Genomic DNA, 11,504 nt, shown 5'->3' on the forward strand with positions numbered 1-11,504 from the left:
GGGGGCAATGTGCGCTACGCCCAGAATTCACATCAAGGTGCTGGCTATCTTGCGCGCTCTCCCCGACGAAGCAGATGCCCATGATCACGATCACCGCAGACCAGGCCCGCGCCAATGCCGATGCCGCCAAACGCCCGATCGAACAGTTCTACCGCGATCTCGATCACTCGATCCAGATCGGCTCGGAGAATGGCCGCCGCTATATCGTGTTCGGCTTCAGTCAGGTGATGGCCAGCGAGCAGGTCGTCGACGGCGTGGTCACCCAACTGCTGAAGAATGGTTTCGGTGTCGAACGATTGCTGAGCGACGCCGAGCAGCACTACATCCGCATCAACTGGGAGGGTGCACAGCCGCCGCAGCTCAACGCCGGCTGAGAGTGAATGCGGTGCCGTCCACGCCCAGGTCCCACCCTCGGCCAGTCCCCGAGAGCGCCAGCGAGATATCGCCCTTGGTCATCGCCTGCGCGGTACCCGCCCGTTTGGCACCGGCGTGCACGCCGACAGAGGCGTAGGTACCCAACAGCTGATCGACACTCATCGCACCGGTGAAGCTGCCACGGCCACGGGTGATCTTCGACTTGCCAACGGTCAGGCCGCCCCCCTTCATCCTGATGCGCACCGGCATGCTCGCGCCGTTGCCGCAGGTGACCGTGCCGGTGCCGGAGGCGGTCTTGTAGATCAGCGACCAACCGGACAGGTTGTAGCGCAGCTCGCAGTCAAGATTGCCAGCCGCCTGCGCGGCCGGGGCGAGCGATGCGGCGGCCAGGGCCAGCAGCAGGCCGAAGATTGATTTCATGGCAGGACGTCCGGAACGATCGATTCGGTCAGCGAATGCGGCAGCGCGCCAGCGCCATGGACGCGGGCGCGAATGAAGGCGCGACAGCGCTCAGGCCGGCTCGTCCAGGTGGAACGCGTCGGCATCCAGCATGGCCGGAAAACGCGCACGATGCGCGGCCAGCGCTTCGGCCGAGATGGTGGTGGTCACCACCTGCTCGCGCTCGCGGATTTCCACCTGCGGCTGGCCAAGGAAATCCAACACCGCGCTGTCGCCAGCGTAATGCAGCTGGTTGCCGTCAACGCCAACGCGGTTGACCGCGGCGACGAAGCACAGGTTCTCGATCGCACGTGCACGCAGCAGGGTCTTCCATGCATAGGCACGGGCCGAGGGCCAGTTGGCGACGAAGATCTGCAGGTCGAAATCCATCTGCCCGGCCCGCTCCACGTTGTAGCGGTTGCGGCAGAACACCGGAAAACGCAGGTCGTAGCAGACCTGCGGATTGATCCGCCAGCCCTTCCATTCCACGGACAGGCGATCGCGGCCGGCGGCATAGCGCTCGTGTTCACCGCCGTAGCGGAACAGGTGGCGCTTGTCGTAGTACTGCAGATCGCCATCGGGCGTAGCGAACAGCAGGCGGTTGTAGACGCCCTCGCCATCACGCAACTGCACACTGCCGATCACGGCTGCATCCAGCACCTGCGCCTGTTCGCGCACCCAGGCCACGGTCGGGCCATCCATGCCTTCGGCCTGCGCGATCGCTTCATTGGAGAAACCACTGGTAAAGGTCTCCGGCAGGATCACTAGGTCGGTGCTGCCCGCCAGCGGTGCCAGCAGCGCGCCGTAGTGGGCACGGTTGCCGGCCGGGTCGTGCCAGCGGGTGTCGCCCTGGACGAGGGAAATACGCAGGTCCTGCATGTCCACTCCTTCGCTCACAGCAGGCGCAGGCGTTCGATCGCCGCGTCCATGGTCGCTTCATTCTTGGCGAAGCACAGGCGCACCAGGCGCTGGCCGGCCGGCGGGTTCTCGTAGAACGGCGACAGCGGAATGGCGGTGACGCCCTTCTCGATGGTCAGCCACTTCACGAACTCATGATCCGGCAGGTCACTGATGGCCGAGTAGTCGACCAGCTGGAAGTAGCCGCCCGGCACCGGCAACGCCTTCAGGCGGGTGCCGGCCAGCTGTTCGCGGAAGCGGTCACGCTTGGCCTGGTAGAACGCGCCCAGCTCCAGGTGATGCTCCGGCTCGTCGCGGATCATTGCGGCGAAACCGTACTGAGCCGGGCCGAAACTGGTGAAGGTGTTGTACTGGTGCACCTTGCGGAACTCGGCGGTCAGCGCTGGCGGTGCGATCGCATAGCCGATCTTCCAGCCGGTGCAGTGGTAGGTCTTGCCGAAGCTGGAGATCACAAACGCGCGCTCGCGCAGTTCCGGATAGCGCAGTGCCGATTCGTGGCGGCGGCCATCGTAGATGATGTGCTCGTAGACCTCATCGGAGATCAGGTAGATCTGCGTGCCACGCAGCAGCTCGGTCAGTGCCTGCATGTCCTGCGCCGACAGCATCGCGCCGGACGGGTTGTGCGGGGTGTTGACGATCAGCATGCGGGTACGCGGGGTAATCGCTGCACGCACGCGGTCCCAATCGACGGCGAACGTCTGCGGATCCAGCGCAACATGCACGGCCTTGGCACCGGCCAGGTCGATCGCCGGCTCATAGCAGTCGTAGGCCGGGTCGAGCACGATCACTTCTTCACCGGCACGCACTACCGCGTGGATGGCATTGAAGATGGCCTCGGTGCCGCCGCTGGTGACGGTAATCTCACTGTCCGCATCGACCTTCGCGCCATAGCAGTCCAGCGCCTTCTGCGCGATGGCCTGGCGCAGCGGTGCCACACCGGTCATCGGCGGGTACTGGTTGAGGCCGGCGGCCATCGCCTTGGCGGTTTCGTCAATCAGTCGCTGCGGCGCAGAGAAATCCGGGAACCCCTGGCCGAGGTTGACCGCGCCGTGTTCGGCGGCGAGCTGGGACATCACGGTGAAGATCGTGGTACCGACCTTGGGCAGCTTGGTGTTCGGTTGCATCGGCCTGGGCTGTGGAGGAACAAGGCCTGAAAGTGTACGAAATCCCGACCGTGCCTGCGGCACCGACGGTAGCGCCGGGTCATACCCGGCGGCTCTTTGCACATGCCGCACCGATCACAGGCCGCGCTGCGCGCTCGCCGGGCGCGGCCCAGCGCTACCGGGACGGGTTTCGCCGCTACAATTGCCACCGCACTCCGGCATGAAGACCCCTGCCCCTTGAACACCCCTGCATTGCTGGCCGCCAGCGGCCTGAGCTTCTCCCGCAATGACGAGCCGGTGTTCGGCCCGCTGGACTTCCATGTGGACGCTGGCGAAGCCCTGCTGGTACAGGGCGGCAATGGCGCCGGCAAGACCACCCTGCTGCGCGTGCTGGCCGGCCTGGCCCGGCCCGGTGCCGGGCAGGTGCGCATCGACGGCAAGCCGGCCAGCAATGCCGAGCGCGCGCGCTATGTGGCCTACCTCAGCCATCTACCGGCCTTGAAGCCGGATCTGGACACGCTGGAGAACCTGCACTTCCTGTGCGGCCTGCACGGGCGCCGCGCGCGCCAGATGCCGGGCAACGCGCTGGCCATCGTCGGCCTGGCCGGCTACGAGGACACCCTCGTTCGGCACCTGTCCGCCGGGCAGAAGCGACGACTGGCACTGGCCCGCATCTGGCTGTCGCCGGCACCGCTGTGGCTGCTCGACGAACCCTATGCCAACCTCGACCTGGAGGGCATCACCCTGGTCAACCGGATGATTTCGGCGCACCTGCGCGCCGGTGGCGCTGCGCTGGTCACCACTCATGGCGCCTACGCCGCCCCGCCGGTACGTACCCGCCAGCTCGACCTCGGCGGTGCCGCATGATCGCGCCGGGTACCGAACCGGGCCTGTGGCAGACCGCAGGCGCCCTGCTCAAGCGTGACCTGCGCCTGCTCTGGCGCCGTCGCGGCGATGCCCTGCAGCCGCTGCTGTTCGCGGTGCTGGTGGTGGTGCTGTTCGCGCTGGCCCAAGGACGCGAGCCACAACTGCTGGCTGCCACCGCCGGTGCGGTGCTGTGGCTGGCCGTTCTGCTGGCGGGCCAGCTCTCGCTGGATTCGCTGTTCCGTTCCGACGCAGAAGACGGCTCGCTGGAACAATGGCTGCTGGCACCGGTGCCGCTGGCCTGGCTGGTGCTGGTGCGCGTGCTGCTGCATTGGGCCACCACGGCGCTGCCGCTGATCGTGGTCAGCCCGCTGCTGGCGGAAATGCTGCATCTGCCGCATGACCAGCTGCCGATGCTGCTGGCATCGTTGCTGCTGGGAACGCCGTTGCTGAGTCTGATCGGTGGCGTGGTCGCCGCACTGACCGTAGGCATCCGGCGCTCTGGTATTCTCGTGGCGTTGCTGTCGTTGCCGCTGTATGTGCCGGTGCTGGTATTCGGCGCAGGCAGTCTGGCGGCAGCCGGACGCGGACAGGATCCGGTCGGTGCGCTGCTGATGCTGGGCGCCGGCCTGCTGGCCGCGCTGGTACTGGCGCCGCTGGCCACCGCCGCTGCAATACGTATTTCTCTGAGTTGACCGAGCTGAGAGCCAATCCACCCCTGCTGGATAGCCACCACGCATGAATCCGATTGTCCGCTGGTTCCACCAACTCGGCTCGCCCCCCACGTTCGACCGATTCGCTGCCCGCTGGTCGCGGGTGTTCTATCTTGCGGCGGTGCCGGTGCTGCTGGTCGGCATGTGGCAGGCGCTGCTGGTGGTACCGCCGGAAGCCAAACAGCTGGACAGCTTCCGTATCCTCTACATCCACGTGCCCAGTGCCTGGATGAGCCTGTTCGTGTTCGCGCTGATGGCGCTGTATGCCGCCATTGCCCTGATCTGGCGGATCAAAGTCTGCGAAATCCTGGCCATGGCCTGCGCGCCGATGGGCGCCGGCTTCACCCTGATCACCCTGTTGACCGGCAGCATCTGGGGCAAGGGCACCTGGGGCACCTGGTGGGACTGGGACCCGCGCATGACCAGCGAACTGGTCCTGCTGTTCCTGTACCTGGGCGTGATCGGCCTGTACCACGCCATCGAAGATCGTCGCAGCGCCGCGCGCGCGGCCGGCCTGCTGGCCATCGTCGGTGTCAGCCTGCTGCCGGTCATCCGCTATTCGGTGGACTGGTGGGGCGGCCTGCACCAGCGCCAGTCGATCAACGTGTTCGGTGAATCGGCAATCAGCAGCGCGATGATCGCGCCCCTGTGGTGGATGGTGATCGGCACCAAATTCTGGTTCGCCGGTTCGGTGCTGGCCAAGGCTCGTGCCGACAATCTTGACCGCGAGGCTGGCAAGGCCTGGGTCGGCGGCCGCGCGGATGCAGTACGCCCGGCCGGGGAGGCCCAATCATGACCCACCTGCCCTATGTGATCGGCGCCTACGCCGTGTTCGTGCTGGTGCTCGGTGCCGATGCCATCGGTTCGTGGCTGCGCCTGCGCGTGGCACGCCGGTTGGCCCTGGCACGCCAGCAGCGGCAGCAGACCCGCGCCGGCCGGCAGGACGCCGCGACCCCGCTGTCCACGGAGCTGGAACGATGACCCCGGTACAACGCCGTCGTCTGGTCTGGGTACTGCTGGCCCTGCTCGCCTCCGGGCTGGCCACCGCGCTGGTGGCGATGGCGCTGGAACGCAACATCGCCTACCTCTACACGCCTTCGGAAGTGCTGCGCGGCGATGTCGATGCGCAGTCACGCTTCCGCCTTGGCGGCATGGTGGTGAAGGGTTCTTTCAATCGCCCGGTCGGCTCGCTGGAAGCGCGCTTCGAAGTGACCGATGGCGATGCGCAGCTGGCGGTGACCACCGCGCGGATCCTGCCGGACATGTTCGCCGAAGGCACCGCAGTGGTCGCCAGCGGCCGCCTGCAGGATGGGACCTTCGTCGCCGACGAAGTGCTGGCCAAGCACGATGAAAAGTATGTGCCGAAGGAAGTGGCCGACAAGATGGGCGATGCCCACCGCAAGCATGATGTGCCGGTGACGGCACCCGAGGTGCGCTGAGTGTTGCCCGAACTGGGTCAGATCCTGCTGTTGTGCGCGTTGCTGGCCTCATTGCTGCAGACCGGCCTGCCACTGGTCGGCGCGCATCGCAGCAACCCGGCGTGGATGGCCGTGGCACGACCGGCTGCGTTCGCACAGCTGCTGCTGCTCGCCGGCGCCTTCGCGGTGCTGACCGCCGCGTTCGTGCAAAAGGACTTCTCGGTGCGCTACGTGGCCGAGAACTCCAATTCGCTGCTGCCGATGATCTACCGCTACTCGGCGGTCTGGGGTGCACACGAGGGCTCGTTGCTGATGTGGGCGCTGGTGCTGGCCTTGTGGACCGGTGCCGTTGCGCTGTTCTCGCGCCACCTGCCCGCGCAGGTACAGGCACGCGTGCTGGCGGTGATGGGCCTGGTCAGCGTCGGCTTCCTCGCTTTCCTGATCTTCACTTCCAACCCATTCCTGCGCCTGAACCCGGCGCCGCTGGAAGGCCGCGACCTCAACCCGCTGCTGCAGGACCCAGGGCTGATCATCCACCCGCCGATGCTGTACATCGGTTACGTGGGCTTCGCCGTTCCGTTCGCATTCGCCGTGGCGGCTTTGCTGGAAGGTCGCGTCGACGCACGCTGGCTGCGCTGGACGCGGCCGTGGACCAACGTCGCCTGGGGCTTCCTGACCCTGGGCATCGCGCTGGGCAGCTGGTGGGCCTACTACGAGCTGGGCTGGGGTGGCTGGTGGTTCTGGGACCCGGTGGAGAACGCCAGCTTCATGCCATGGCTGGTCGGCGCAGCACTGATCCACTCGCAGGCCGTCACTGAAAAGCGCGGCACCTTCGGCAGCTGGACCCTGCTGCTGGCCATCGCCGCATTCGCGCTGTCGCTGCTGGGCACCTTCCTGGTGCGCTCCGGCGTGCTGACCAGCGTGCATTCGTTCGCGGCCGATCCGTCGCGTGGCCTGTTCATCCTGGTGTTCCTGTCGGTGCTGATCGGCGGCAGCCTGCTGTTGTACGCGCTGCGTGCCAGCCAACTCAGCGTGGACGCCGATGATCCACGCCGCGGCTTCACCGCCACCTCGCGCGAGACCCTGCTGCTGGCCAACAACCTGCTGCTGGCCAGCGCCTGCGCCATGGTGCTGCTCGGCACGCTGTATCCGTTGCTGGCCGATGCGCTGTCGCTGGGCAAGATCTCGGTCGGCCCGCCCTACTTCGGCAGCCTGTTCCTGCTGCTGATGGCGCCGATGATCCTGCTGCTGCCGTTCGGCCCGCTGGTGAAGTGGCAGCGCGACCAGCCCTCGCGCTCGTTCGCGCTGCTGGCACCCTGGCTGGGGCTGGCGGTGCTGCTGGGCGCGCTGGCCTGGTGGCAGGCGCCGCAGAACGGCTGGAAGGCCGGTCTCGGCGTTGCCGCGGCGGCCTGGGTCGGGCTGGGTACTGCCCGCTTCGTCTGGCAGCGCCTGCGCGGCAATGGCCGCTTCACCGCCGAAATGCTCGGCATGATCGTCGCCCACGCCGGCATCGCCGTGTTCCTGGCGGGTGCTTTGCTGGTGGAAGCACTGAACGTGCAGCGCGAAGTGGCGTTGGCGCCTGGCCAGCAGGTGGTGGTCGGCCGCCACGAGGTGCGCTTCGAAGGCGTGGACCATCGCGAAGGTCCCAATTTCATCGCCGACCGCGGTCACCTGCGGGTGTTCCGCAACGGCCGCGAGCTGGCGCTGCTGCATCCGGAGAAGCGCCAGTACGCCAGCGGTGGCCAGGTGATGACCGAAGCCGGCATCGATGCACGCATCGATGGTGACGTCTACGTGGCATTGGGCGAGCCGCTGGGCAACAATGCATGGGCGGTCCGGGTGCACATCAAGCCGTTCGTGCGCTGGATCTGGCTGGGCGCGCTGCTGATGGCCCTGGGCGGATTCATCACCGCCGCCGACCGCCGTTTCCGTCGTCCGTAGGAGTTTCCATGTCCGAGTCCCCCGCCCCGCGCCCCTCCCGCCCGCTGCCGCCGGTAGCCATCGTGATCGGCGTGCTGTTCTTCTTCGGCCTGCTTGGGCTGATGATCTACGGGGTGATGAAATCGGGAGACCCGCAGCGCGATGTGCTGCCGTCGGCCCTGATCGACAAGCCGGCGCCGGCGTTCGCGCTGCCGGTGCTGCACGATCCGGAAATGATCGTGCACAGCGACGACCTGCGCGGCGCGCCCTATCTGCTGAATGTGTGGGGCAGCTGGTGCGCGGCCTGCCGCGAAGAACACCCGGTGCTGACCCGGTTCGCCGAGAGCAAGCGTGTTCGCGTGATCGGCTACAACTGGAAGGACGACCCGACCGATGCACTGCACTGGCTGGAACAGCTGGGCAACCCGTTCATGGTCGTGCTCAGCGACGTGGAAGGCCGCACCGCGATCGACTGGGGCGTGACCGCTGCGCCGGAAACCTTCCTGGTCGATGGCAGCGGCATCGTTCGCTGGAAGTACAGTGGCGCGATGACCCAACGCGTGGTCGACGAGAAGTTGATCCCGGCACTGGAAAAGATCGAGAAGGCCCAGGGCAATGCCGGCAGCACCCTGCATACGGCGCCCTGAGCCGATGCGCTGGCTGTTGGCGCTGCTGCTTCTGATGCTGCCGCTGGCCGTGCTGGCGCAGCAGCCGTTGCACGATCCGCAGCCACTGCAGTTCCGCGATAGCGCTGAGGAACGCCGCTTCCATGACCTGGCCGCGCAGCTGCGCTGCGTGCAGTGCCAGAACCAGTCGCTGGCCGATTCCAATGCACAGATCGCCCAGGACCTGCGCCGTGAAGTGTTGCAGCTGATGCAGCAGGGCCACGAGGACGCACAGATCAAGCAGTTCCTGGTCGCCCGTTACGGTGAGTTCGTGCTCTACCAGCCACCGTTGCAGCCGGGCACCTGGCTGCTGTGGGGCGGTCCCCTGCTGGTGCTCGGCGCCGGTGCACTGGTGGTGCTGGGCATTGTCCGCCGCCGTGGTCGTGCGGTTGGTGCCGCACCGGCCGGCAAGGCCGATGAAGGAGACGGATGGTGAGCCATTGGCTGCCGGTGCTGGCCGGTCTGGTTGCTGCGCTCATGGCAGCGCTGGTGCTGTGGCCGCTGCGCCACCATGGGCGCCGCGGTTTGGTGGTGGGCGTGTTCGCACTGGGTGTGGCCGGCGCCTGCCTGTACCTGCTGGTCGGTGACCCGCGTGCAGCACAGGTGCAACCGGCGCCATCGGTGGCGACGCTGCGCGACGGCGTGCAGGCCCTGCAGGATGCCTTGAAGCGCGACCCGCAGCGAGCCGATGGCTGGGCGTTGCTGGGCCGGTCGCAGGCCGAACTTGGCAACTTCGCAGCCGCAGCGGACGCCTTCGCACGTGCCGCCGCGCTCGCCCCGGAAGACCCCGGCGTGCTGGTGGAAGCCGCGCAGGCGCGCGCGCAGGCGGATGCCGGCAAACAGTTCGATGACACCGCGATGGCCTGGTTGCAGCAGGCGCGTGCACAGGCACCCGATGCCGAGCGCGCCAGCTGGCTGCTGGGCATCGCCCTGCGCCAGCGCGGGAAAAATGCCGAGGCTGCCGACGTCTGGAGCGGCCTGCTGCCACGCCTGGAACCGGGGGCCGCGCAGGCACTGCAGGCACAGATCGCCATCGCGCGCGAAGCCGCCGGCCAGGCGCCCGATGCTGCCGCTGCGACGCCACCGGCACTGCTGCAGGTGCGCGTGCAGCTGCCTGCGCTGGAGAACGCCGAGTGGCCCGCCAGCACCCAGGTATTCGTGCTGGCGCGGGCCGCGGGTGGGCCGCCGATGCCGGTGGCCGCTCGCAAGCTGCCGTTGGCCGGTTTCCCCGCCACGGTCGGGCTGGGCGACGCTGACAGCCCGATGGCGACCGCACCGCTGTCGGCACACCGCGAAGTGGAAGTGCTGGCACGCATCTCGCGCACCGGCAGCGCCAACCGCAGCGAAGACGACCTGCAGAGCCTACCGGTGAAGGTGAGCCTGCCGCATGAGGGCGTGGTGGAGCTGCGGTTTCCGTAACGGTCTACCGCTGCGCTCGCCGGGCATGGCCCGGCGCTACCTGCACGCGCACCTTCGGTAGCGCCGGGCCATGCCCGGCGGATGCGCGCTCGGCTCTACAGTAGATCCACGCCATGCGTGGATACCGGCGCCGATGGAAACCAGCGTGTCGCCAGCTCCACATGCGGCCCCGCTAGAATGCCCACATGACCGAATTCATTCCGCCCGGCACCCGCTTCCACGCCCTGCCCTCGCCGTTCCCGTTCAAGCGCGGCGGCGCCCTGCACGGCGCGCGCGTGGCCTATGAAACCTGGGGAACACTGGCCGCCGACGCCAGCAACGCGATCCTGATCGTGACCGGCCTCTCGCCGGATGCACATGCGGCAGCCAACGACGCCAACCCGGCCCCGGGCTGGTGGGAAGGCATGGTCGGCCCCGGCAAGGCGATCGATACCGACCGCTGGTTCGTGGTCTGCGTGAACTCGCTGGGCAGCTGCAAGGGTTCGACCGGCCCAGCCTCGATCAACCCCGCCAGCGGCGAACCGTATCGCCTCGATTTCCCCGAGCTGTCGATCGAAGACGGCGCACGCGCCGCCATCGAAGTGGTGCATGCACTGGGCATCGAGCAACTGGCCTGCGTGGTCGGCAATTCAATGGGTGGCATGACCGCGTTGGCCGTGCTGATGCTGCAACCGGGCATCGCACGCAGCCACGTCAACATTTCCGGCAGTGCGCAGGCGCTGCCGTTCTCGATCGCGATCCGTTCGCTGCAGCGCGAAGCGATCCGCCTTGATCCGCGCTGGAACGGCGGCCACTACGATGACGATGCGTACCCGGAATCAGGGATGCGCATGGCACGCAAGCTGGGTGTGATCACCTACCGTTCGGCGCTGGAATGGGATGGCCGCTTCGGCCGTGTGCGGCTGGATTCAGACCAGACCGATGACGATCCGTTCGGCCTCGAATTCCAGGTGGAAAGCTACCTGGAAGGCCACGCACGACGCTTCGTGCGCTTCTTCGATCCGAACTGCTACCTCTACCTGAGCCGCTCGATGGACTGGTTCGACCTGGCCGAGTATGCCGACGGCGACGTGCTGGCCGGACTGGCGAAAATCCGCGTTGAGAAGGCGCTGGCAATCGGTGCCAACACCGACATCCTGTTCCCGGTGCAGCAGCAGCAACAGGTGGCCAACGGCCTGCGCACCGGCGGCGCCGATGCGCACTTCATCGGACTGGAATCGCCACAGGGGCACGACGCCTTCCTTGTCGATTTCGAGCGTTTCGGCCCCGCCGTGCGCGGCTTTCTCGACGCGCTGTAGGTGGCATGGCGGCGTAATCTCGCGCTGGCCGCGTTCGGCGCGTTGATCGCGCTGATGATCAGCGGCGTGCTGCCGCTGTGGCTGGGGGGCTGGTGCCTGTTGGCCAGCGCGGTGTCGTTCGGCCTGTACGGCCACGACAAGCGCGCGGCGCAACGAAAGCAGTGGCGCATTCCCGAGCGCACATTGCAATTGCTGGCCTTTGCCGGCGGTTGGCCGGGCGCACTGCTGGGCCAGGCGCTGTTCCGTCACAAGCACCGCAAGGCTTCGTTCCAATGGGTGTTCTGGCTGTGCGTGCTGGCCAACGTGGCCTCGATCGCGGTGATGCTGCGCGAGTTCTCGCGGTAACCGCCCGCCGGGCATGGCCCGGCGCTAC

General features: G+C 67.4%; 15 protein-coding genes. 12 read left to right on the plus strand and 3 right to left on the minus strand.

Annotation, left to right across the window (positions count from 1 at the left end):
• Positions 1–80 precede the first annotated feature (80 nt).
• Positions 81–374 (plus strand): hypothetical protein, encoded by a 294-nt coding sequence (locus ABR323_RS15090; RefSeq protein ID WP_135274477.1) that lies wholly within the window; start codon positions 81–83, stop codon positions 372–374.
• Here ABR323_RS15090 and ABR323_RS15095 read toward each other — a convergent pair.
• The 3 genes from ABR323_RS15095 to ABR323_RS15105 all read right to left on the minus strand — a co-directional run bounded on the left by ABR323_RS15095 (position 361) and on the right by ABR323_RS15105 (position 2,855).
• The gene (locus ABR323_RS15095; RefSeq protein WP_135274478.1) at positions 361–795 is read right to left on the minus strand and encodes a hypothetical protein; all 435 of its coding nucleotides are present in this window, start codon (positions 793–795) and stop codon (positions 361–363) included. The genes ABR323_RS15090 and ABR323_RS15095 overlap by 14 nt on opposite strands.
• A gap of 90 nt (positions 796–885) precedes the next feature.
• Positions 886–1,692: an amidohydrolase gene (locus ABR323_RS15100; protein WP_135274479.1), complete on the minus strand. Its 807-nt coding sequence runs from the start codon at positions 1,690–1,692 to the stop codon at positions 886–888.
• A gap of 14 nt (positions 1,693–1,706) precedes the next feature.
• Positions 1,707–2,855, minus strand: coding sequence for a pyridoxal phosphate-dependent aminotransferase (locus ABR323_RS15105; protein WP_439449902.1), 1,149 nt, complete (start codon positions 2,853–2,855; stop codon positions 1,707–1,709).
• Positions 2,856–2,957: 102 nt separating this feature from the next.
• Here ABR323_RS15105 and ccmA point away from each other — a divergent pair, with 102 nt between their 5' ends.
• From ccmA to ABR323_RS15160, 11 genes are all read left to right on the plus strand, one after another.
• Positions 2,958–3,701 carry a heme ABC exporter ATP-binding protein CcmA gene (gene ccmA / locus ABR323_RS15110; protein WP_430544049.1) on the plus strand — a complete coding sequence of 248 codons (744 nt, stop codon included), beginning with the start codon at positions 2,958–2,960 and terminating at the stop codon, positions 3,699–3,701.
• Entirely contained in the window at positions 3,698–4,393 is a 696-nt protein-coding gene (gene ccmB / locus ABR323_RS15115) for a heme exporter protein CcmB (protein WP_439449903.1), read from the plus strand. The genes ccmA and ccmB overlap by 4 nt, the downstream gene beginning before the upstream one ends.
• A 43-nt stretch (positions 4,394–4,436) precedes the next feature.
• Complete coding sequence (gene ccmC, locus ABR323_RS15120) at positions 4,437–5,207, plus strand: heme ABC transporter permease CcmC (protein ID WP_135274482.1); 771 nt, start codon at positions 4,437–4,439, stop codon at positions 5,205–5,207.
• Complete coding sequence (ccmD, locus tag ABR323_RS15125; protein ID WP_019660476.1) at positions 5,204–5,392, plus strand: heme exporter protein CcmD; 189 nt, start codon at positions 5,204–5,206, stop codon at positions 5,390–5,392. Before ccmC ends, ccmD begins: the two co-directional genes overlap by 4 nt.
• Positions 5,389–5,850, plus strand: coding sequence for a cytochrome c maturation protein CcmE (gene ccmE / locus ABR323_RS15130; RefSeq protein WP_135274483.1), 462 nt, complete (start codon positions 5,389–5,391; stop codon positions 5,848–5,850). The genes ccmD and ccmE overlap by 4 nt, the downstream gene beginning before the upstream one ends.
• On the plus strand, positions 5,851–7,770 hold the full coding sequence (locus ABR323_RS15135) for a heme lyase CcmF/NrfE family subunit (protein ID WP_439449904.1): 1,920 nt from the start codon (positions 5,851–5,853) through the stop codon (positions 7,768–7,770).
• 8 nt (positions 7,771–7,778) lie between these two features.
• Positions 7,779–8,396, plus strand: a complete 618-nt coding sequence (locus ABR323_RS15140; protein WP_093999914.1) for a DsbE family thiol:disulfide interchange protein — start codon at positions 7,779–7,781, stop codon at positions 8,394–8,396.
• A 4-nt stretch (positions 8,397–8,400) separates the two neighbouring features.
• Entirely contained in the window at positions 8,401–8,850 is a 450-nt protein-coding gene (locus tag ABR323_RS15145; RefSeq protein ID WP_439449905.1) for a cytochrome c-type biogenesis protein, read from the plus strand.
• Positions 8,844–9,833, plus strand: a complete 990-nt coding sequence (locus tag ABR323_RS15150) for a tetratricopeptide repeat protein (RefSeq protein ID WP_439449906.1) — start codon at positions 8,844–8,846, stop codon at positions 9,831–9,833. Before ABR323_RS15145 ends, ABR323_RS15150 begins: the two co-directional genes overlap by 7 nt.
• A 185-nt stretch (positions 9,834–10,018) precedes the next feature.
• On the plus strand, positions 10,019–11,131 hold the full coding sequence (metX, locus tag ABR323_RS15155; protein ID WP_439449907.1) for a homoserine O-acetyltransferase MetX: 1,113 nt from the start codon (positions 10,019–10,021) through the stop codon (positions 11,129–11,131).
• Positions 11,132–11,476 carry a DUF1294 domain-containing protein gene (locus tag ABR323_RS15160; protein ID WP_135274489.1) on the plus strand — a complete coding sequence of 115 codons (345 nt, stop codon included), beginning with the start codon at positions 11,132–11,134 and terminating at the stop codon, positions 11,474–11,476. It abuts the gene before it with no gap.
• The last annotated feature ends 28 nt before the right edge of the window (positions 11,477–11,504 follow it).

The sequence above is a fragment of the Stenotrophomonas sp. ATs4 genome, assembly GCF_051861585.1.
GTDB classification, from domain to species: Bacteria; Pseudomonadota; Gammaproteobacteria; order Xanthomonadales; family Xanthomonadaceae; genus Stenotrophomonas; species Stenotrophomonas maltophilia_AS.

Excerpts from the sequence above, each read along its gene's own strand:
- ccmA (WP_430544049.1), top strand. The coding sequence starts at position 2,958 with ATGCCGCACCGATCACAGGCCGCGCTGCGCGCTCGCCGGGCGCGGCCC.
- ABR323_RS15150 (WP_439449906.1), top strand. The coding sequence starts at position 8,844 with ATGGTGAGCCATTGGCTGCCGGTGCTGGCCGGTCTGGTTGCTGCGCTC.
- ABR323_RS15100 (WP_135274479.1), bottom strand. The coding sequence starts at position 1,692 with ATGCAGGACCTGCGTATTTCCCTCGTCCAGGGCGACACCCGCTGGCAC.
- ABR323_RS15095 (WP_135274478.1), bottom strand. The coding sequence starts at position 795 with ATGAAATCAATCTTCGGCCTGCTGCTGGCCCTGGCCGCCGCATCGCTC.
- ccmB (WP_439449903.1), top strand. The coding sequence starts at position 3,698 with ATGATCGCGCCGGGTACCGAACCGGGCCTGTGGCAGACCGCAGGCGCC.
- ccmC (WP_135274482.1), top strand. The coding sequence starts at position 4,437 with ATGAATCCGATTGTCCGCTGGTTCCACCAACTCGGCTCGCCCCCCACG.
- ABR323_RS15145 (WP_439449905.1), top strand. The coding sequence starts at position 8,401 with ATGCGCTGGCTGTTGGCGCTGCTGCTTCTGATGCTGCCGCTGGCCGTG.
- ccmE (WP_135274483.1), top strand. The coding sequence starts at position 5,389 with ATGACCCCGGTACAACGCCGTCGTCTGGTCTGGGTACTGCTGGCCCTG.
- ABR323_RS15140 (WP_093999914.1), top strand. The coding sequence starts at position 7,779 with ATGTCCGAGTCCCCCGCCCCGCGCCCCTCCCGCCCGCTGCCGCCGGTA.
- metX (WP_439449907.1), top strand. The coding sequence starts at position 10,019 with ATGACCGAATTCATTCCGCCCGGCACCCGCTTCCACGCCCTGCCCTCG.
- ABR323_RS15090 (WP_135274477.1), top strand. The coding sequence starts at position 81 with ATGATCACGATCACCGCAGACCAGGCCCGCGCCAATGCCGATGCCGCC.
- ABR323_RS15105 (WP_439449902.1), bottom strand. The coding sequence starts at position 2,855 with ATGCAACCGAACACCAAGCTGCCCAAGGTCGGTACCACGATCTTCACC.
- ccmD (WP_019660476.1), top strand. The coding sequence starts at position 5,204 with ATGACCCACCTGCCCTATGTGATCGGCGCCTACGCCGTGTTCGTGCTG.